General features: G+C 70.8%; 18 protein-coding genes. All 18 read left to right on the top strand.

Annotated elements, in window-relative coordinates; genetic code table 11:
* The coding region (locus E1200_RS17150; protein ID WP_243708624.1) for a DUF4229 domain-containing protein at positions 1-271 on the top strand (271 nt) is incomplete at its 5' end.
* Positions 272-375: 104 nt separating this feature from the next.
* Complete coding sequence (locus E1200_RS17145; RefSeq protein WP_131953035.1) at positions 376-1,077, top strand: demethylmenaquinone methyltransferase; 702 nt, start codon at positions 376-378, stop codon at positions 1,075-1,077.
* Between the two features lie 131 nt (positions 1,078-1,208).
* Complete coding sequence (locus tag E1200_RS17140; protein WP_207933392.1) at positions 1,209-2,465, top strand: geranylgeranyl reductase family protein; 1,257 nt, start codon at positions 1,209-1,211, stop codon at positions 2,463-2,465.
* Between the two features lie 271 nt (positions 2,466-2,736).
* A complete protein-coding gene (locus E1200_RS17135) occupies positions 2,737-3,096 on the top strand; it encodes an NADH-quinone oxidoreductase subunit A (protein ID WP_131953033.1) in 360 nt (119 codons plus the stop codon).
* Positions 3,097-3,642 (top strand): NADH-quinone oxidoreductase subunit B, encoded by a 546-nt coding sequence (locus E1200_RS17130; protein WP_131953032.1) that lies wholly within the window; start codon positions 3,097-3,099, stop codon positions 3,640-3,642.
* 1 nt (position 3,643) lies between these two features.
* The gene (locus E1200_RS17125; RefSeq protein WP_131953031.1) at positions 3,644-4,423 is read left to right on the top strand and encodes an NADH-quinone oxidoreductase subunit C; all 780 of its coding nucleotides are present in this window, start codon (positions 3,644-3,646) and stop codon (positions 4,421-4,423) included.
* The gene (locus E1200_RS17120) at positions 4,420-5,793 is read left to right on the top strand and encodes an NADH-quinone oxidoreductase subunit D (protein WP_131953030.1); all 1,374 of its coding nucleotides are present in this window, start codon (positions 4,420-4,422) and stop codon (positions 5,791-5,793) included. The genes E1200_RS17125 and E1200_RS17120 overlap by 4 nt, the downstream gene beginning before the upstream one ends.
* The gene (gene nuoE, locus E1200_RS17115) at positions 5,790-6,569 is read left to right on the top strand and encodes an NADH-quinone oxidoreductase subunit NuoE (RefSeq protein WP_131953029.1); all 780 of its coding nucleotides are present in this window, start codon (positions 5,790-5,792) and stop codon (positions 6,567-6,569) included. Before E1200_RS17120 ends, nuoE begins: the two co-directional genes overlap by 4 nt.
* Entirely contained in the window at positions 6,566-7,864 is a 1,299-nt protein-coding gene (gene nuoF / locus E1200_RS17110) for an NADH-quinone oxidoreductase subunit NuoF (protein WP_131953028.1), read from the top strand. Before nuoE ends, nuoF begins: the two co-directional genes overlap by 4 nt.
* A complete protein-coding gene (locus E1200_RS17105; protein WP_279484481.1) occupies positions 7,861-10,374 on the top strand; it encodes an NADH-quinone oxidoreductase subunit G in 2,514 nt (837 codons plus the stop codon). The genes nuoF and E1200_RS17105 overlap by 4 nt, the downstream gene beginning before the upstream one ends.
* Positions 10,371-11,717 (top strand): NADH-quinone oxidoreductase subunit NuoH, encoded by a 1,347-nt coding sequence (gene nuoH, locus E1200_RS17100; RefSeq protein ID WP_131953027.1) that lies wholly within the window; start codon positions 10,371-10,373, stop codon positions 11,715-11,717. Before E1200_RS17105 ends, nuoH begins: the two co-directional genes overlap by 4 nt.
* Before the next feature lie 49 nt (positions 11,718-11,766).
* Complete coding sequence (gene nuoI / locus E1200_RS17095) at positions 11,767-12,315, top strand: NADH-quinone oxidoreductase subunit NuoI (protein WP_243708626.1); 549 nt, start codon at positions 11,767-11,769, stop codon at positions 12,313-12,315.
* A complete protein-coding gene (locus E1200_RS17090; protein ID WP_243708623.1) occupies positions 12,312-13,265 on the top strand; it encodes an NADH-quinone oxidoreductase subunit J in 954 nt (317 codons plus the stop codon). The genes nuoI and E1200_RS17090 overlap by 4 nt, the downstream gene beginning before the upstream one ends.
* Positions 13,262-13,561 (top strand): NADH-quinone oxidoreductase subunit NuoK, encoded by a 300-nt coding sequence (gene nuoK, locus E1200_RS17085; protein WP_131953025.1) that lies wholly within the window; start codon positions 13,262-13,264, stop codon positions 13,559-13,561. Before E1200_RS17090 ends, nuoK begins: the two co-directional genes overlap by 4 nt.
* A 9-nt stretch (positions 13,562-13,570) precedes the next feature.
* Complete coding sequence (gene nuoL, locus E1200_RS17080) at positions 13,571-15,487, top strand: NADH-quinone oxidoreductase subunit L (RefSeq protein WP_131953024.1); 1,917 nt, start codon at positions 13,571-13,573, stop codon at positions 15,485-15,487.
* The gene (locus E1200_RS17075) at positions 15,484-17,064 is read left to right on the top strand and encodes an NADH-quinone oxidoreductase subunit M (protein WP_131953023.1); all 1,581 of its coding nucleotides are present in this window, start codon (positions 15,484-15,486) and stop codon (positions 17,062-17,064) included. Before nuoL ends, E1200_RS17075 begins: the two co-directional genes overlap by 4 nt.
* Positions 17,061-18,659 (top strand): NADH-quinone oxidoreductase subunit NuoN, encoded by a 1,599-nt coding sequence (gene nuoN, locus E1200_RS17070; protein WP_131953022.1) that lies wholly within the window; start codon positions 17,061-17,063, stop codon positions 18,657-18,659. Before E1200_RS17075 ends, nuoN begins: the two co-directional genes overlap by 4 nt.
* A gap of 133 nt (positions 18,660-18,792) precedes the next feature.
* A partial coding sequence (locus tag E1200_RS17065) for a polyprenyl synthetase family protein (RefSeq protein WP_243708625.1) occupies positions 18,793-19,587 on the top strand: 795 nt, incomplete at its 3' end.

Genomic DNA, 19,587 nt, shown 5'->3' with positions numbered 1-19,587 from the left:
GGGCAGGGCTGGGGGTAGCCTCGGAAGGGTCATGCGTACCGTCTTCCTCTATACCCTGGCCCGGTTCGCGGTCTTCGGGGCGACCGCGGGTGTGCTCGCGCTGCTCGGCGCGCGCGGGTTCCTGCTGCTGATGCTGGCGCTGCTGATCAGCGGCGTCGTCAGCTACGTCCTGCTGTCCGAGCAGCGCGACCGGATGTCGTCGGCGGTGGTGTCCGGCGTCCGCACGCAGCGTCAGCGCTTCCACAGATCGGTCACCAAAGAGGACGCCTAGCGCTCCGCCCCCCACCCACCGGAGCACGGCTCGCAACGGGGGGTTCCAGGGGGTCGCCCCCCTGGGCGACACTCCCCCTCCCCCCTGGGCAATACTCTGGGGCCATGAGCCGCGCCTCCCTTGACAAGAAGCCCGCCGACGTTGCGGCGATGTTCGATGGCACCGCCGAGCGGTACGACCTACTGAACACGCTGATGACCGGCGGGCAGGACCGGCGGTGGCGGCGGGAGGTCGTGCGGGCCCTGGGGGCGCGGCCCGGTGAGCGGATCCTCGACCTCGCGGCCGGGACCGGGACGTCCTCGGTGCCGTTCGCCGAGGCGGGCGCGCACACCGTCGCGTGCGACTTCTCGCAGGGCATGCTCCGGGTCGGGGTCCGCAGGCAGGCGGGCGTGCCGCGGCTGAGCTTCGTGGCGGGGGACGCGCTGCGGCTGCCGTTCGCGGACGGCTCGTTCGACGCCGTGACGATCTCGTTCGGTCTCCGCAACGTCGCCGACACCGGGCTGGCGCTGCGCGAGCTGCGCCGGGTGACCCGGCCCGGGGGGCGGCTGCTGGTGTGCGAGGTGAGCCACCCGCCGAACGCGCTGCTGGCGCTCGGCCACCGGACGCACCTGAAGTTCGGGCTGCCGCTGCTGGCCCGGGTCAGCTCCAACCCGGACTCCTACCACTACCTCGCCGAGTCGACGCTGGCCTGGCCGGACCAGGCGGCGCTGGCGCGGCTGCTGCAGGACGCGGGCTGGGACGAGGTCCGCTGGCGTGACCTCACCTTCGGTGTGGCCGCGCTCCACCACGCGGTGAACCCGGGATGAACAGGGCCGGCCGCCGGGAGCGATCCAGATCCGGACCACCCAGAAGTACCCACCAGTCCTGATAAAGGAATAGACTCCCCGTCGGATCCTTGTGAAGTGCTTCACAAGCGAACGAGCTGAAGAGGAACGCCGTGACCGACTCCGCCCGACACGCAGACGTCATCGTCGTCGGGGCAGGCCCCGCCGGATCGTCGACCGCCTACTGGCTGGCGCAGGCCGGTCTTGACGTGTACCTGCTGGAGAAGGCCACGTTCCCGCGCGACAAGATCTGCGGCGACGGCCTCACCCCGCGCGCCGTGCGCGCCCTGATCGGGATGGGCGTCGACGTCCACGACCCCGGATGGGGACGCAACAAGGGGCTGCGCATCTACGGCGGCGGCGTCAAGGTCGAGCTGCCGTGGCCGGAGCTCGCGTCCTTCCCCGACTTCGGGCTCGTCCGCAAGCGCCTCGACTTCGACCAGTTCCTCGCCGAGCACGCCGCGAAGGCCGGCGCCCGGCTGCTGCAGGGCTGCACGGTGACCGGCCCGATCCTGGACGGGCGCACCGACCGCATCACCGGCGTCACCGCGACGTACGAGGGCGAGGAGGTCGAGTTCCACGCGCCGCTGGTCGTCGCCGCCGACGGCAACTCGACCCGGCTGTCGCTCGCGATGGGCCTGCGCCGGCGCGAGGACCGGCCGATGGGCGTCGCCGTCCGCCGCTACTTCCAGACGCCGCGCCACGACGACGACTACATGGAGGCGTGGCTGGAGCTGTGGGACGGCGAGCGCCTCCTGCCCGGCTACGGCTGGGTCTTCGGCGTCGGGGACGGCACGTCCAACGTCGGCTGCGGCCTGCTCAACACCAGCCAGGCGTTCCAGAACGTCGACTACCGCGGGCTGCTCAAGCGGTGGTGCGCGCAGATGCCGGAGGACTGGCAGTTCGACGAGGAGCACGCGACCTCGAAGATCCGCGGCGCGGCGCTGCCGATGGGCTTCAACCGGCAGCCGCACTACACCCGCGGGATGCTGCTGGTCGGCGACGCCGGCGGCATGATCAACCCGTTCAACGGGGAGGGCATCGACTACGCGCTGGAGTCCGGCCGGCTGGCCGCCGACATCATGGTGCAGGCGCTCGCGCGGCGCACCCCCGCCCAGCGCGAGCGGACCCTCTACGAGTACCCGCGCATCCTGAAGGACGAGCACGGCGGCTACTTCACGCTGGCCCGCGTGTTCGTCCAGGCCATCGGCGACCCGCGCATCATGAAGTTCCTCACCTCGCACGGGCTGCCCCACCCCACGCTGATGCGGTTCACGCTCAAGCTCCTGGCGAACCTCACCGACCCCAAGGGCGGTGACGCCATGGACCGCGTCATCAACGCGATGCAGAAGGTGGCCCCGACAGCATGAGCGGACCGGAGGGGCGCGGCGGCGCCTGGACTGACGAGCGAGGGACGAGCGAGGAGGGAAGGCGTCGCCTTGCAGCGCCCCGGAGGTTCGCGGGGGGCACAGCATGAGTGAAGGCGACGGCTGCGCGCGATTCAGGCTTCCGCAGGTGAGCGGACTACAGTGCATGACCGAGCCCCTGAGGGGAGCGCTATTGAACACCTTGGTCGAGGTGGCGGCCCATGGCGGGGCCGTTCCGTACAACGTCGTACGTTCCGAGGAGAGGCCGTAGAGCATGGATCTCTATATTCCGCTCATCGCGCTCGGGGTGCTCGGCTTCGCCTTCGCCGCCTTCTCGGTGGTGATGGCCTCCTTCACGGGGCCCAAGCGATGGAACCGCGCGAGGCTCGACGCCTACGAGTGCGGTATCGAGCCGACCCCGCAGCCGGTGGGCGGCGGGCGTTTTCCGATCAAGTACTACGTGACGGCGATGCTGTTCATCGTCTTCGACATTGAGATCATCTTCCTCTACCCCTGGGCGGTCGCGTTCGACCAGATGGGTCTGTTCGCCCTTGTCGAGATGGTCCTTTTCATCGCCGCCGTCCTCGTCGCGTACGCCTATGTGTGGCGGCGCGGCGGTCTGGAGTGGGACTAAATGGGTATTGAGGAGAAGCTTCCCAGCGGCTTCCTGCTGACCACGGTCGAGCAGGTCGCCGGGTGGGCGCGCAAGAGCTCGGTGTGGCCGGCGACGTTCGGCCTCGCCTGCTGCGCGATCGAGATGATGGCGGCGGGCGACCCCCGGCACGACTTCTCCCGGTGGGGCATGGAGCGCGCCTCGGCGACGCCGCGGCAGGCCGACCTGATGATCGTCGCGGGCCGGGTGAGCCAGAAGATGGCACCGGTGCTGCGGCAGATCTACGACCAGATGACCGAGCCGAAGTGGGTCATCGCGATGGGCGTGTGCGCCTCGTCCGGCGGCATGTTCAACAACTACGCGATCGTGCAGGGCGTGGACCACATCGTCCCGGTGGACATCTACCTGCCCGGCTGCCCGCCGCGGCCGGAGATGCTGCTCGACTCGATCGTGAAGCTGCACGACCAGATCCAGAACACCAAGCTCGGGCCGCAGCGCAAGAAGCAGATCGCCGAGCTGGAAGAGGCGAAGCGCCGCCGGCTTCCGCTGCTGGGACAGGGGGCCTGACATGAGTTCCGAGCACCCGGAGCAGCAGGCGGAGCAGGCCGCCGACCAGCTGCCCGCGCACACCGAGGAGGAGCGCCGCGAGCAGCCGGTCACCCGCCGCGGCATGTTCGGCGCGAAGACCACCGGCGACACCTCCGGCTACGGCGGCCTCGTCGTCCGGCAGAGCCCGAAGGTGTCGACGCCGCGCCCCTTCGGCGGGCCGCGCGGCGCGGCCGAGCCCGGCGAGTACGACGAGATCGCCGACGCGCTGGAGCGCGCACTGCGGGGTGCGGGGTCGTCCCCGGAGAAGGCGGGGCCCGACTTCGGCGACGCGATCGAGCGGGTCGTGGTCGACCGCGGCGAGCTGACGTTCTTCGTCAAGCGCGAGCACCTGCGCGAGGTGGCGCGCACCATGCGGGACGACCCGACCCTGCGCTTCGAGCTCTGCTCGGGCGTGTCGGGCGTGCACTACCCGCTGGACGAGGGCGCCGAGCTGCACTCCGTCGCGCACCTGCTGTCGATCACCCACAACCGGCGGGTCCGGCTGGAGGCGACCTGCCCGGACGCCGACCCGCACGTCCCGTCGCTGGTCCCCGTCTACCCGACGGCCGACTGGCACGAGCGCGAGACCTACGACTTCTTCGGAATCGTCTACGACGGTCACCCCGCGCTCACGCGCATCGAGATGCCGGACGACTGGGTCGGCCATCCGCAGCGCAAGGACTACCCGCTCGGCGGCATCCCCGTCGAGTACCGAGGAGCGGAGATTCCCCCGCCGGACGAAAGGCGGTCGTACGTATGAGCTCGACCAAGTACACCGAGTACGACGCCTACGCGGCGGAGGAGGCGGCGTCGGGGACGGCCGGCTCCGGCGAGACCGAGGGCCGGATCTTCGACGTCAGCGGCGCCGACTGGGACCAGGTCGTCGCCGGCGCCGAGGAGGCCGACGACGAGCGCCTCGTCGTCAACATGGGCCCGCAGCACCCGTCCACGCACGGCGTGCTCCGGCTGATCCTCACCCTCGACGGTGAGACGATCAACGAGGTCCGGCTGGTGATCGGCTACCTGCACACCGGCATCGAGAAGAACATGGAGTTCCGGACCTGGACGCAGGGCACCACGTTCTGCACCCGGATGGACTACCTGGCGCCCCTGTTCAACGAGACCGCGTACTGCCTGAGCGTCGAGCGGCTGCTCGGCATCGAGGACCAGATCCCGGAGCGCGCCCAGATCATCCGCGTGATGATGATGGAGCTCAACCGGATCTCCTCGCACCTGGTGGCGACCGCGACGTTCGGCCTGGAGCTCGGCGCGACGACGGTGATGCTGAACGGCTTCATCGAGCGCGAGTACACCCTCGACCTGTTCGAGGAGATCACCGGCCTGCGCATGAACCACGCCTACATCCGGCCGGGCGGGGTCTCGCAGGACCTGCCGAGCGGCGCGACCAGCAAGATCCGCGACTACCTGGACCGGATGCCGAAGCGGATCGAGGCGCTGCGCAAGCTGCTGGACGCCAACCCGGTCTTCCTGGCCCGCACGAAGGACGTCGCGTACCTCGACCTCACCGGCTGCATGGCGCTCGGCGTCACCGGCCCGGTGCTGCGCTCGACGGGCCTGCCGTGGGACCTGCGCAAGTCGCAGCCGTACTGCGGCTACGAGACCTACGACTTCGAGGTCGCGACGCAGGACACCTGCGACGTGTACGGCCGCTATCTCGTGCGGATGCAGGAGATGGAGGAGTCGCTGAAGATCGTCGAGCAGTGCCTGGAGCGGCTGCAGACGGTCAAGGGCCCGGTGATGATCGAGGACAAGAAGATCGGCTGGCCGGCGCAGCTGGCGATGGGCGCCGACGGCCTCGGCAACTCGCCCCGGCACATCGCGCACATCATGGGCACCTCGATGGAGGCCCTGATCCACCACTTCAAGCTGGTGACCGAGGGCTTCCGGGTGCCGGCCGGGCAGGCGTACGTGCCGATCGAGTCGCCGCGCGGCGAGCTCGCGGCGCACGTGGTCAGCGACGGCGGCACCCGCCCGTTCCGCGCCCACTTCCGCGATCCGTCCTTCGTCAACCTGCAGGCCGTCCCGGCGATGTCCGAGGGCGGCATGGTCGCCGACATCATCGCCGCGGTGGCCAGCCTCGACCCGGTCATGGGAGGTGTGGACCGATGACGTACGACCCGGAGGTTCGTGAGCGGCTGGAGCGCGACGCCAAGGAGATCATCGGCCGCTATCCGCGGCCGAGGTCGGCGCTGCTGCCGATGCTGCACCTCGTCCAGTCGGAGGAGGGGCACGTCACGCAGGACGGCATCGAGTTCTGCGCCGAGCTGCTCGGCATCACGCCCGCGCAGGTCACGGGCGTCGTGACGTTCTACACGCAGTACAAGCAGGCACCGGTCGGGGAGTACCACGTCGGCGTCTGCATCAACACGCTGTGCGCCATCATGGGCGGCGACCAGATCTGGGACGAGCTGAGCGAGCACGCCGGGGTCGGCAACGACGAGGCCACCCCGGACGGCAAGGTCAGCCTGGAGCGGATCGAGTGCAACGCGGCCTGCGACTTCGCGCCCGTGATGACGGTCAACTGGGAGTTCTTCGACAACATGACTCCCGAGAAGGCCAAGAAGCTCGTCGACGACCTGCGGGCGGGGCAGCGGGTGCTGCCCACGCGCGGGCCGGAGCACCTGGCCACGTGGCGGGAGGCGTCCCGCATCCTCGCCGGGTTCCCGGACGGGCGCGCCGGCGAGGGCGTCCAGGCCGGGCCGGAGTCGCTGCGCGGCCTGGCGCTCGCGCACGAGCGCGGGTGGGAGGCGCCGGCGGCGGACGTCGACCGCGCGCGGCCGGACGAGCCGGTGCGGCCCGAGGAGATCTCCCCGCCGCCGCACGAGCCCGGCAAGCCGGTGCCCGGTGCGGCCAAGCCCGGCAGCCAGGAGGGACGGAGCAAGTGACCACGCTGACACCGGTCCTCACCAAGAACTGGGACCAGGCCGACTCGTTCACCCGCGGCGGCTACGAGCGCGGCGGCGGCTACGAGGCGCTGCGCAAGGCGTTCCGGATGAACCCGGACGACATCGTCCAGGCGGTCAAGGACTCCGGGCTCCGCGGCCGCGGCGGCGCGGGCTTCCCCACCGGCATGAAGTGGGGTTTCCTGCCGCCGAGCAGCCCGAACCCGCGGTACCTGGTCGTCAACGCGGACGAGTCCGAGCCGGGCACGTGCAAGGACATCCCGCTGATGATGGCCAACCCGCACGTGCTCATCGAGGGCACGATCATCAGCTCGTACGCCATCAAGTCGAACCTCGCGTTCATCTACGTGCGCGGCGAGGTGCTGCACGTGATCCGCCGGCTGCACCAGGCGGTCGCGGAGGCGTACGAGGCGGGCTACCTCGGCAAGGACATCCTCGGGTCCGGCTACGACCTGGACATCGTCGTCCACAGCGGCGCCGGCGCCTACATCTGCGGCGAGGAGACGGCGCTGCTGGACTCCCTGGAGGGGTTCCGCGGCTGGCCCAGGCTGAAGCCCCCCTTCCCCGCGGTGGCGGGCCTCTACGGCGGGCCCACCGTCATCAACAACGTCGAGTCGATCGCGTCGGTTCCCTCGATCGTCGGGAACGGCCCGGAGTGGTTCGCCGCGATGGGCACCGAGAAGTCGCAGGGCTTCGGGATCTTCTCGCTGTCCGGGCACGTGACGCGGCCCGGCCAGTACGAGGCGCCGCTCGGCATCACGCTGCGGGAGCTGCTCGACATGGCGGGCGGCATCCGCGAGGGGCACCGGCTGAAGTTCTGGACGCCCGGCGGGTCGTCCACCCCGATCTTCACCGACGAGCACCTGGACGTCCCGCTGGACTTCGAGTCCGTCGGCGCCGCCGGGTCGATGCTCGGCACCCGCGCGCTGCAGATCTTCGACGAGACGACCTGCGTCGTCCGGGCGACGCTGCGCTGGTCGGAGTTCTACGCGCACGAGTCGTGCGGCAAGTGCACGCCGTGCCGCGAGGGCACCTACTGGTACAAGCACATGCTCAAGCGGCTGGAGGCCGGCCAGGGCACCGAGGAGGACCTGGAGACCCTGCTGGACATCTCCGACAACATCCTCGGCCGCGCGTTCTGCGCCCTCGGCGACGGCGCGACGAGCCCGGTGGTGTCGTCGATCAAGCTGTTCCGGGACGAGTACCTCCAGCACTTCGAGCAGGGCGCCTGCCCGTTCGACCCGGCCAAGTCCACCCTTTGGGGAGGTGCCAAGTGACCGTCACCGACGACAAGTCGGCGGTGGAGAAGGTCGAGATGGTCTCCTGCACCATCGACGGCTTCGAGATCGAGGTGCCGAAGGGCACGCTGATCATCCGGGCCGCCGAGCTGCTCGGCATCCAGATCCCGCGGTTCTGCGAGCACCCGCTGCTCGACCCGATCGGGGCGTGCCGGCAGTGCCTGGTGGAGATCCCCGACGCCGGCAACGGCCGCGGGATGCCGAAGCCGCAGGCGTCGTGCACGACCCCGGTGATGCCGGGCATGGTCGTCCAGACCCAGCTCACCTCGCCGGTCGCCGACAAGGCGCAGCACGGCGTGATGGAGTTCCTGCTCATCAACCACCCGCTGGACTGCCCGGTCTGCGACAAGGGCGGCGAGTGCCCGCTGCAGAACCAGGCGATGTCCAACGGGCGCGGTGAGACGCGGTTCCTGGAGACCAAGCGGACCTGGCCGAAGCCGATCCCGCTGTCCAGCCAGGTGCTGCTCGACCGGGAGCGCTGCATCCAGTGCACGCGCTGCACCCGGTTCTCCGAGGAGATCGCCGGCGACGCGTTCATCGAGCTGACCTTCCGCGGCGCGAACGAGGAGATCGCGATCGCGGAGGACCGGCCGTTCCAGTCCTACTTCTCCGGCAACACCGTGCAGATCTGCCCGGTGGGCGCGCTCACCGGCACCGCGTACCGGTTCCGGTCCCGCCCGTTCGACCTGGTGTCGACGCCGAGCGTCTGCGAGCACTGCGCGTCCGGCTGCGCGATGCGCACCGACCACCGGCGCGGCAAGGTCACGCGGCGGCTGGCCGGGGACGACCCGCAGGTCAACGAGGAGTGGAACTGCGACAAGGGCCGCTGGGCGTTCACCTACGCGACGCGGCCGAACCGGCTCACGCACCCGCTGGTCCGCAACGAGGACGGCGTGCTGGAGCCGGCGTCCTGGCCGGAGGCGCTCACCATCGCGGCCGAGGGCCTCGCGGCGGCGCGCGGCTCCGCGGGCGTGCTGACCGGCGGCCGCGTCACCCTTGAGGACGCCTACGCCTACGCCAAGTTCGCCCGGATCGCGCTCGGCAGCAACGACGTCGACTTCCGGGCCCGGCCCATGTCGGACGAGGAGTCGCGCTTCCTCGCCTCGTCGGTCGCGGGACGCTCGATCGAGGTGTCCTACGGCGACCTGGAGAAGGCGCCCGCGGTGCTCCTCGCCGGCTTCGAGCCGGAGGAGGAGTCGCCGATCGTGTTCCTGCGGCTCCGCAAGGCGTACCGCAAGCACGCGCTGAAGGTGTACGCGGCGGCGCCGTTCGCGACCCGCGGGCTGGCCAAGGTCGGCGGCACGCTGCTGCCGACCGCGCCCGGCGCGGAGGCCGACACGCTCGCGTCGCTGATCGGGGACGCGGAGCTGTCCGACGTCCGGACACTGCTGGAGACGCCCGGCGCCGTGATCCTGGTGGGCGAGCGGCTCGCCGGCAGCCCCGGCGCGCTGACCGCGGCGGTCCGGCTGGCCCGGGTGACCGGCGCCCGGCTGGCGTGGGTGCCGCGCCGGGCCGGGGAGCGCGGCGCGATCGAGGCCGGGGCGCTGCCCGGGCTGCTGCCGATCGGCCGCCCGGTGACCGACCCCGCCGCGCGGGCCGAGGTCGCCCGCGTCTGGGGCGTCGCCGCACTGCCCGACGCGCCCGGCGCGGACACCGCCGGCATCATCGCGGCGGCGGAGCGGGGGGAGCGCGGCGCGCTGCTCGTCGGCGGCGTCGACCCCTACGACCTGCCCGACCCGGAGGCGATGCTGCGGGCCCTGGACGCCACGCCGTTCGTGGTGAGCCTGGAGCAGCGGCCGAGCCCGGTCACCGACCGCGCCGACGTCGTGTTCCCGGTCGCGGCCGTCGCGGAGAAGTCCGGCACGTTCGTCGACTGGGAGGGCCGCGGCCGCCCGTTCGACATCGTGCTCAAGGCCGCCGGCCGGATGTCCGACCTGGGGGTGCTGGAGGCCCTCGCCGACGAGCTGGACGTCCACCTGGGCCTGCCCGGCCCGGAGGCGGCGCGCCGCGAGCTGACCGAACTCGGCGCCTACCGCGGCGAGCGCCCGGACGCGCCGGACGTGGCGCAGGCGCTCACGCCGCGGCCGGAGCGCGGTGAGGCGCTGCTGGCGACGTGGCGGCTGCTGCTGGACCGCGGCCGCTTGCAGGACGGCGAGCCGTTCCTCGCCGGCACCGCCAAGGCCGCGGTCGCGCGGCTGTCGCCCGCGACGGCCGCGGAGATCGGCGCCACCGGCGCGGTGACGGTGTCGACGGCGCGCGGCGAGGTCACGCTGCCGCTCGAAGTGACGCCGGACCTGGCCGACCGGGTGGTGTGGCTGCCGACGAACTCGGCCGGGTGCTCGCTCTACCGGGACCTCGGCGCGGCGGCGGGCGGCGTGGTCGGCATCGCGGCCGGGACGCTGCGGTCGGCGACCGCGGCGGGCACCGGGGACGCCGCGGCCGCCGCGGGCACGGCGGCGACCGACGAGAACGCTGGAGGGAGCAAATGAGCCCGCTCGCCGCAGCGGCGCCGCTGGCGCCGGTCGCCGCGGACCCGACGCTGGAGGACTTCGGCTCGGACCCGTGGTGGCTGATCGGCGGCAAGGTCATCGCCGTCTTCGCGTTCCTCGTCGTGACCGTGCTGATGACGATGTGGCTGGAGCGCCGCCTCATCGGCCGGATGCAGCTGCGCGTCGGCCCGAACCGCGCGGGCCCGTTCGGGCTGCTGCAGGGCCTCGCGGACGGCATCAAGCTCGCCCTGAAGGAGGACATCGTCCCCCGCCAGGTCGACAAGGTCGTGTTCGTCCTGGCGCCGGTCATGGCCGCGGTGCCGGCGTTCATCTCGTTCGCCATCATCCCGATGGGGCCGACGGTGTCGGTCTTCGGGCACCAGACGCCGCTGCAGGTCACCGACCTGCCGGTCGCGGTGCTGCTGGTGCTGGCGATGGCGTCGATGGGCGTCTACGGGATCGTGCTGGCCGGCTGGTCGTCGATGTCGCCGTACTCGCTGCTCGGCGGGCTCCGCTCGTCCGCGCAGGTGATCTCCTACGAGATCGCGATGGCGCTGTCGTTCGTGGCCGTGTTCATGTTCGCCGGCTCGATGTCCACCTCGGAGATCGTCGCGGCGCAGCAGGACCGGTGGTTCGTGCTGCTGCTGGCGCCGTCCTTCGTCGTGTACGTGATCACGATGATGGGCGAGTCGAACCGCATCCCGTTCGACCTGCCCGAGGGCGAGGGCGAGCTGGTCGGCGGCTTCCACACCGAGTACTCGTCGCTGAAGTTCGCGATGTTCTTCCTCGCGGAGTACATCAACCTCGCGACGCTGTCGGCGCTCGCCACCACGCTGTTCCTCGGCGGCTGGCGCGCTCCCGCGCCGATATCCACGGTGTGGGCGGGGGCCAACTCCGGCTGGTGGCCGGTCCTGTGGTTCCTGGCCAAGGTGTTCCTGTTCATCTTCTTCTTCGTCTGGCTGCGCGGCACGCTGCCGCGCGTCCGCTACGACCAGCTGATGAAGCTCGGCTGGAAGGTGCTGATGCCCTTCTCGCTCGGCTGGATCCTGCTGGTCGCCACCATCCGCGCCCTCCGCAACGAGGGCTACGACATGCAGCAGATCGTGATCGTCGCCGCGGTGGCCGCGGCGGTGGTCCTCGTGGTGACGGTGCTCTGGGAGATGTTCCGGGGCGGCGAGGACGAGAAGGAGATCGTGCCGGGTGCGGGCGAGGGCGCCGAGCCCGCCCCCGCGGCCGGCGGTTTCCCGGTGCCGCCGATGGACGCGCCCCACTACCTGGGCGGGCCGGCCGGCGCGGCCAAGACGAGAACCCCTCCTGAGGAGGTCACCAGTGGGACTAACTGATTTCCTGAACCCGGTGAAGGGGTTCGGGGTCTCGTTCCACCAGATTTTCATGAAGAGCGAGACCGTTCAGTACCCCGAGGTGAAGAAGCCGACCGCACCGCGCTTCCACGGGCGGCACCAGCTCAACCGGTGGCCGGACGGGCTGGAGAAGTGCATCGGCTGCGAGCTGTGCGCCTGGGCGTGCCCCGCCGACGCGATTTTCGTCGAGGGGGCCGACAACACCGCCGACGAGCGCTACTCGCCGGGGGAGCGGTACGGCCGCATCTACCAGATCAACTACCTGCGCTGCATCCTGTGCGGGCTGTGCATCGAGGCGTGCCCGACGCGGGCGCTCACGATGACCAACGAGTACGAGCTCGCCGACGACAGCCGCGAGAGCCTGATCTACACCAAGGAGATGCTGCTCGCCCCGCTGCGCGAGGGCATGGAGAAGCCGCCGCACGAGATGCGGCTCGGCGACACCGAGGAGGACTACTACCGCCTCGGCCTCCAGCCCGAGGAGCCCGCGCCCACCATCCCCTCGGAGGACGGCGGACGGGCGAGCGCCGACCAGGCCGTCAAGCGCGAGAAGTCCCGCAAGCGGGGTGAGAGCGCGTGATCTCCGCGATCCAGGGCGCCCCCGCCCTCGCGGCGGAGGTGGCCGACAAGCAGGCCGGCGAGCCGTTCTTCTTCTGGCTGCTGGCCATCGTGTCGGTCTCCGCCGCCCTCGGCATGATCTTCATGCGGAAGGCGGTGCACTCGGCGCTGCTGCTGGCGACCGTGATGCTGTCGCTCGCCGCGCTGTACGCGATCCAGAGCGCGCCGTTCCTCGCGTTCGTGCAGATCATCGTCTACACCGGCGCGGTGCTGATGCTGTTCCTGTTCGTCGTGATGCTCGTCGGCGTCAGCTCCACCGACTCGCTGGTGGAGACGATCCGCGGGCAGCGGTTCTGGGCGGCGGTCGCCGCGATCGGGTTCCTGGCGCTGCTGGGCGCCGGGATCGGCAACGCGGCGTTCGGGGGCACGGCGGGCCTGCAGCAGGCCAACGCCGAAGGCAACGTGGTCGGGCTGGCCCGGCTGCTGTTCTCCAAGTACGTGTTCGCGTTCGAGGTCACCAGCGCGCTGCTGATCACCGCGGCGCTGGGCGCGATGGTGCTGGCGCACCGCGAGCGGATCGGGCCGAAGCCGACGCAGAAGCTGCTGTCGCAGCGGCGGTTCCAGTCCGGCGACCACCCGGGGCCGCTGCCCGGTCCCGGCACCTACGCCCGGCACAACGCCGTGGACATGCCGGCCCTGCTGCCGGACGGCACCACGTCCGAGCTGTCGCTCAACCCGGTCATCGCCGCCCGCGTCGACTCGTCCGAGCGGCACGCCGACCTCCACGGCTCGACCCCGGAGGAGGCCGTCGAGCGCAACGTGCGGGACGTCAAGGCCGTCACCGCGGAGGCCGAGGACGCGGACGCCGAGTCGCGCGTCGCCAAGCCGGGGACGCCCGCGGCGGGCGGCGGTACCGGCACGGGGACCGGCGGCACGGGCGGCAGCGAGCGTGAAGGCGAGGCGGGTTCATGAGTCCCGAGCACTACCTGGTGCTTTCGGCGATCCTGTTCACCATCGGGGCGCTCGGCGTCCTCGTGCGCCGCAACGCGCTCGTGGTGTTCATGTGCATCGAGCTGATGCTGAACGCGACGAACCTGGCGTTCATCTCGTTCTCCCGCATGCACGGCAACCTGGACGGTCAGATCATCGCCTTCTTCGTGATGGTGGTGGCCGCCGCGGAGGTCGTGGTGGGCCTCGCGATCATCATGACCGTCTTCCGGACCCGCAGATCCGCGTCGGTCGACGACGTGAACCTGCTGAAGTACTGAGAGGCTGGGATGAAAGCGGAAGGCATCCAGGCCGCGTCCTGGCTCCTCATAGCGCTCCCGCTCGCGGGCGCCGCGATCCTCCTGCTGGGAGGGAGGCGCACCGACCGGTGGGGACACCTGCTCGGCGTCGCCATGTCGGTGGCCTCGTTCGCGGTGGGCGTCGCGATGTTCGCCCAGATGCTCGGCTACGCCGCCGGCGACCGGCGGCGCACCGTGCACCTGTGGGACTTCATCGACGTCGGCGCGTTCAAGGTCGGCATGGACCTGCTGGTGGACCCGCTGTCCATCACCTTCGTCCTGCTGATCACCGGGGTGGGCTCGCTCATCCACATCTACTCCATCGGCTACATGGCCGAGGACCCCGAGCGGCGCAGGTTCTTCGCCTACCTGAACCTGTTCGTCGCGGCGATGCTGCTGCTGGTGCTCGGTGACAACTTCCTCGTCATGTTCATCGGCTGGGAGGGCGTGGGCCTCGCCTCCTACCTCCTGATCGGGTTCTGGCAGTACAAGCCGACCGCCGCGACCGCGGCGAAAAAGGCGTTCGTCGTCAACCGCGTCGGCGACATGGGGCTGATCATCGCGATCGCGCTGATGTTCGCGACGTTCGGCACCATCGAGTACGGCGCGATCCTCGGCACCGGCGCCGAGCACGCCGGGCTGGCGTCCCAGCTCAGCGCCGGCACCGCCACCGCGATCGGGCTGCTGCTCCTGCTCGGCGCGGTCGGCAAGTCGGCGCAGCTCCCGCTGCAGTCCTGGCTCCTGGACGCGATGGAGGGCCCGACCCCGGTGTCGGCCCTCATCCACGCGGCCACGATGGTGACCGCCGGCGTGTACCTCATCGTCCGCGCCGGGCCGATCTTCGAGATGTCGGAGACCGCGCAGCTCGTCGTGACGATCGTCGGTGCGGCGACGCTGCTGTTCGGTGCGATCATCGGGTGCGCCAAGGACGACATCAAGAAGGCCCTCGCCGGCTCGACGATGTCGCAGATCGGCTACATGACGCTGGCCGCCGGGCTCGGCAAGGCCGGCTACGTCTTCGCCATCGCGCACCTCGTCGCGCACGGCTTCTTCAAGGCCGGCCTGTTCCTCGGCGCCGGGTCCGTCATGCACGGCATGAAGGACGACGTGAACATGCGCCACTACGGCGCGCTCCGCTCGGTGATGGTGATCACCTACGCCACGTTCGGCCTCGGGTACCTCGCCATCATCGGCTTCCCCGGGCTGTCCGGCTGGTTCACCAAGGAAGGGATCATCGAGGCGGCGTTCGACAAGGGCGGCACGTCCGGGGCGATCCTCGGGGTGTGCGCGCTGCTCGGCGCCGGCATCACCGCGTACTACATGTCGCGGGTGATGTTCATGACGTTCTTCGGCGAGAAGCGCTGGGCGGACGACGTCCACCCGCACGAGTCGCCCAAGGTCATGACCGTGCCGCTGATCCTGCTGGCGGTCGGCTCGCTCGCCGCGGGCGGCTTCCTCATCCTCGGCGGGTTCGCCCACTTCCTGGAGCCGGTCGTCGGGACGCCCGAGCACGAGCACCACTTCGCGCTGATCACCCCGACCGGCGCGGTCTCCCTCGTCCTGATGGTGATCGGCGCGGCCATCGCGTGGCGGCAGTACGGCAGCCGGAAGGTGCCGCGTGAGGCGCCCAAGGGCTCGTTCGTCACGGTCGCGGCGCGCAAGGACCTCTACGGCGACGCGGTCAACGAGTCGCTGCTGATGCGTCCCGGGCAGTGGCTGACCCGGCTCGCCGTCTGGTTCGACGGGCGCGGCGTCGACGGCCTCGTCAACGGCACCGCCGCCGGCATCGGCGGCACGTCCGGCCGGCTCCGCCGCGTGCAGACCGGCTTCGCCCGCTCCTACGCCCTTTCGATGACCTTCGGCGCTGCGCTCGTGGTCGCCGCGCTCCTGGTGGTGAACGTTTCATGAGCGACTTTCCCTGGCTGAGCGTCCTCGTCGCGCTGCCGGTGGCGGGCGCGGTGCTGGTCAGCCTCATCCCGCGGGAGCGGGAGAAGCTGGTCAAGCAGGTCGCGCTCGGCGTCTCCGTCCTCGTCGCGGTCCTCGCGGGGATCATGGCGGCGGGCTTCGACGCGGGCGGGCCGCGGTTCCAGTTCGAAGAGCGGTACTGGTGGATCCGGGAGTTCGGGATCCACTGGGCGCTCGGCGTCGACGGCGTCTCGCTGACGCTGATCCTGCTGTCGGTCATCCTCGTCCCGCTGGTCATCCTCGGCTCGTGGGGCGAGGCCGACCGGTCCGGCGGCGTGGACGTCCCGCCGAAGCGGTCGGTGAAGACCTACTTCGCGCTGCTGCTGACCCTCGAAGCGACGATGGTCGGCGTCTTCGCGGCGACCGACGTGTTCGTCTTCTACGTCTTCTTCGAGGCGCTGCTCATCCCGATGTACTTCATCATCGGGTCCTACGGCGGCGCGCAGCGCTCCTACGCCGCGGTGAAGTTCCTGCTGTACTCGCTGTTCGGCGGGCTGCTGATGCTCGTCGCGGTCATCTGGCTCTACCCGCTGTCGGCGAAGCCGGCCGCGGAGGGCGGCCTCGGGCAGGGCACGTTCCTGTTCACCGAGCTGGCGAAGCTGGACATCGACCCGACGACGGCGAAGTGGCTGTTCCTCGGCTTCTTCATCGCGTTCGCGATCAAGGCGCCGATGGCGCCGGTGCACACCTGGCTGCCGGACGCGGCGCAGCAGTCCCCGGCGCCCGCGCTGGTGCTGCTCGTCGGCGTGCTGGACAAGGTCGGCACGTACGGGATGCTCCGGTTCTGCCTGGAGCTGTTCCCGGGCGCGGCCCGGTGGGCGACCCCGGTCGTGATCGTGTTCGCCGTCGCCAGCATCATCTACGGCGCGATCCTCGCGATCGGGCAGGTCGACATGAAGCGGCTGATCGCCTACACGTCGATCTCCCACTTCGGGTTCATCGTGCTCGGCATCTTCGCGATGACGTCGCAGGCCCAGTCGGGCGCGGCGCTGTACATGGTGAACCACGGGTTCGCCACCGGCGCGCTGTTCCTCGTCGTCGGATTCATGATCGTCCGGCGGCGGTCGGCGCGGATCTCCGACTACGGCGGCATGCAGAAGGTGGCGCCCGTCCTCGCCGGGTCGTTCCTCATCGCGGGTCTGTCGAGCCTGTCGCTGCCCGGCCTGGCGCCGTTCGTGTCGGAGTTCCTCGTCATCGTCGGCACGTACTCCCGCTACCAGTGGGCCGCGATCGCGTCCGTCATCGCGGTCGTGCTCGCCGCCATCTACATCCTGTGGATGTACCAGCGGACCATGGGCGGCCCGGCCGTGCCCGCCGTCGAGGGCCTGAAGGACCTGTCCGTGCGGGAGAAGTGGGTCATCGCGCCGATCCTCGCGATCATCGTGGCGATGGGCTTCTTCCCGCAGCCGGTACTGCACGTGATCAACCCCTCGGTGAACGAGACGCTGGCCCGCGTCGACCAGCGGGACCCGGCGCCGGACATCACCGGTAACGCCGCCGAGAACGGAGCCCGTCCATGAGCCCCAGCAGTCACGTGAGCGCGGTCCTCGCGCAGGGGGGTGACATCCCCGCACCGCACATCGAGTACGGGCAGGTCGCCCCGATGCTGCTGGTGTTCGGCGCCGCCATCCTCGGCGTCCTCGTCGAGGCGGTCGTCGGCCGCCGCTCGCGCTACTTCGTGCAGGTGCCGATCGCGTTCCTCGGCCTCGCCGGCGCGTTCGTCTGGACGATCCTGCTGGGCTGGCGGGAGAACCCGCACAGCGTCGCGGCCGAGGGCGCCCTCGGCGTGGACGGCCCGACCCTGTTCCTGCAGGGCACCATCCTGGTGCTGGCGCTGGTCAGCCTCCTGCTGATCGCCGACCGCGGCACCGGCCGGGCGACCGGCGCTGTCGAGGGGCACTTCGCCGCGCAGGCGTCCGCGCTGCCGGGCAGCGAGGCGGAGCAGCGCACCGCCGAGGCGGGCGCCGTGCAGACCGAGGTCTACCCGCTGATGATGTTCGCCGTCGGCGGCATGATCATGTTCCCGGCGTCGAACGACCTGCTCACGATGTTCGTCGCGCTGGAAGTGCTGTCGCTGCCGCTGTACCTGCTGTGCGGGCTCGCCCGCCGCAGGCGCCTCCTGTCCCAGGAGGCCGCGGTCAAGTACTTCCTGCTGGGCGCGTTCTCCTCGGCGTTCTTCCTGTACGGCATCGCGCTGCTGTACGGGTACGCGGGGTCGGTGCGCCTGTCGGACATCGCCGCGCAGATCGCGAAGGACGCGGGCAACGAGAGCCTGCTGCTCGCGGGCGTCGCGCTGCTGTCGGTCGGGCTGCTGTTCAAGCTCGGCGGCGTCCCGTTCCACATGTGGAAGCCGGACGTCTACCAGGGCGCCCCCACGCCGATCACCGCGATGATGGCGTCCTGCACCGTCGTGTCGGCGTTCGGGGCGATCGTCCGCGTCTACTACGTCGCGTTCGAGACGCTGGAGTGGGACTGGCGGCCGTTCATGTGGGGTGTGGCCATTCTCACAATGGTCGTCGGCTCGATCGTCGCGATCACCCAGACCGACATCAAGCGGATGCTGGCCTACTCGTCGGTCGCGCACGCGGGCTTCCTGCTCCTCGGCGTGATCGCCACGTCCCCGAACGGCCTGTCGAGCACCCTGTTCTACCTGCTCGCCTACGGGTTCGCCTCGGTCGGCGCGTTCGCCGTGGTCACGATGGTGCGGGACGCGAGCGGCGAGGCCGGCCACCTGTCCCGGTGGGCGGGGCTCGGCAAGCGCTCCCCGGTCGTCGCCGGAACGTTCGCGTTCTTCCTGCTGGCGTTCGCCGGCATCCCGCTGACCAGCGGTTTCACCGGGAAGTTCGCGGTGTTCAAGGCCGCGGTCGAGGAGGGCGCGACCCCGCTGGTCGTCGTCGCCGTGATCGCCTCCGCCATCGCGGCGTTCTTCTACGTCCGGGTGATCGTCCTGATGTTCTTCAACGACCCCGACCCGGACGGCCCGGTCGTGGTGGCCGGCCCGGCGACCGCGGTCGCGGTCGCGGTCGGCCTGACGGCTACTGTGGTACTCGGCGTGCTCCCTCAGCCCATTCTGGACCTTGCGGGACAAGCCACGACCGACATGTTCGTCCGGTAGGGAGTCCTGGGTGAGCCACCCATCTGCTGAGAAGCCCGGCGGGCCGGCCGTATCGGAGACCGGCCCGTTCGGGCTTTCCATCGACGCCGCCCTGGCGGCCGACGCCAAGCGCCGCCTCGCCGCCGTCGAGGAGATGCTGATGGACTGCGTCCGCGGCGACGACGCGATGCTCACCGAGGCGTCCCGGCACCTGGTCGAGGCGGGCGGCAAGCGGTTCCGGCCGATGCTGGTGCTGCTCGCCTCGCACTTCGGCGACCCGGCCGCGTCCGGCGTCGTCCCCGCCGCGGTCGTCGTCGAGCTCACCCACCTCGGTACCCTCTACCACGACGACGTCATGGACGAGGCGACCGTCCGCCGCGGCCAGGAGTCCGCCAACCAGCGCTGGACCAACACCGTCGCCATCCTCACCGGCGACTACCTGTTCGCCCGCGCGTCCGACCTGCTCGCCGACCTCGGCCCCGAGGCCGTCCGCATCCAGGCCCGCGCCTTCGGCCGCCTCGTCCGCGGCCAGATGCAGGAGACCGTGGGCCCCCGCCCCGACGACGACCCCCTCAAGCACTACCTGCAGGTCGTCGCCGACAAGACCGCGTCCCTCATCGCCGTCTCCGGCCAGTTCGGCGCGATGCTCTCCGGCGCCTCCTCCCACGTGGTGCACACCATCACCTCCGCGTGCGAGAAGATCGGCGTCGCGTTCCAGCTCTCCGACGACATCCTCGACATCGCCTCCGAGACCGAGGAGTCCGGCAAGACCCCCGGCACCGACCTCCGCGAAGGCGTCCGCACCCTCCCGATGCACCACGTCCTCGGCGGCACCGGCTCCGGCCCCGACGACGCCCGCCTCCGCGACCTCCTCGTCCGCGACCTCTCCGAGGACGACGCCCTCCACGCCGAGGCCCTCACCCTCCTGCGCGCCCACCCCGCCATGGAC

Origin of the sequence: Actinomadura sp. GC306 (assembly GCF_004348665.1) — a bacterium.
In the GTDB taxonomy this organism is placed as follows: domain Bacteria; phylum Actinomycetota; class Actinomycetes; order Streptosporangiales; family Streptosporangiaceae; genus Spirillospora.
The sequence above is the reverse complement of the archived record's forward strand: the minus strand, read 5'-3'. Positions and strand labels throughout refer to the sequence as shown.

Bases quoted from the DNA above. Each gene is read 5' to 3' on its own strand.
- E1200_RS17145 (WP_131953035.1), top strand. From the start codon at position 376: ATGAGCCGCGCCTCCCTTGACAAGAAGCCCGCCGACGTTGCGGCGATG.
- E1200_RS17135 (WP_131953033.1), top strand. From the start codon at position 2,737: ATGGATCTCTATATTCCGCTCATCGCGCTCGGGGTGCTCGGCTTCGCC.
- E1200_RS17130 (WP_131953032.1), top strand. From the start codon at position 3,097: ATGGGTATTGAGGAGAAGCTTCCCAGCGGCTTCCTGCTGACCACGGTC.
- E1200_RS17125 (WP_131953031.1), top strand. From the start codon at position 3,644: ATGAGTTCCGAGCACCCGGAGCAGCAGGCGGAGCAGGCCGCCGACCAG.
- E1200_RS17120 (WP_131953030.1), top strand. From the start codon at position 4,420: ATGAGCTCGACCAAGTACACCGAGTACGACGCCTACGCGGCGGAGGAG.
- nuoE (WP_131953029.1), top strand. From the start codon at position 5,790: ATGACGTACGACCCGGAGGTTCGTGAGCGGCTGGAGCGCGACGCCAAG.
- nuoH (WP_131953027.1), top strand. From the start codon at position 10,371: ATGAGCCCGCTCGCCGCAGCGGCGCCGCTGGCGCCGGTCGCCGCGGAC.
- nuoI (WP_243708626.1), top strand. From the start codon at position 11,767: ATGAAGAGCGAGACCGTTCAGTACCCCGAGGTGAAGAAGCCGACCGCA.
- nuoK (WP_131953025.1), top strand. From the start codon at position 13,262: ATGAGTCCCGAGCACTACCTGGTGCTTTCGGCGATCCTGTTCACCATC.
- nuoL (WP_131953024.1), top strand. From the start codon at position 13,571: ATGAAAGCGGAAGGCATCCAGGCCGCGTCCTGGCTCCTCATAGCGCTC.
- E1200_RS17075 (WP_131953023.1), top strand. From the start codon at position 15,484: ATGAGCGACTTTCCCTGGCTGAGCGTCCTCGTCGCGCTGCCGGTGGCG.
- nuoN (WP_131953022.1), top strand. From the start codon at position 17,061: ATGAGCCCCAGCAGTCACGTGAGCGCGGTCCTCGCGCAGGGGGGTGAC.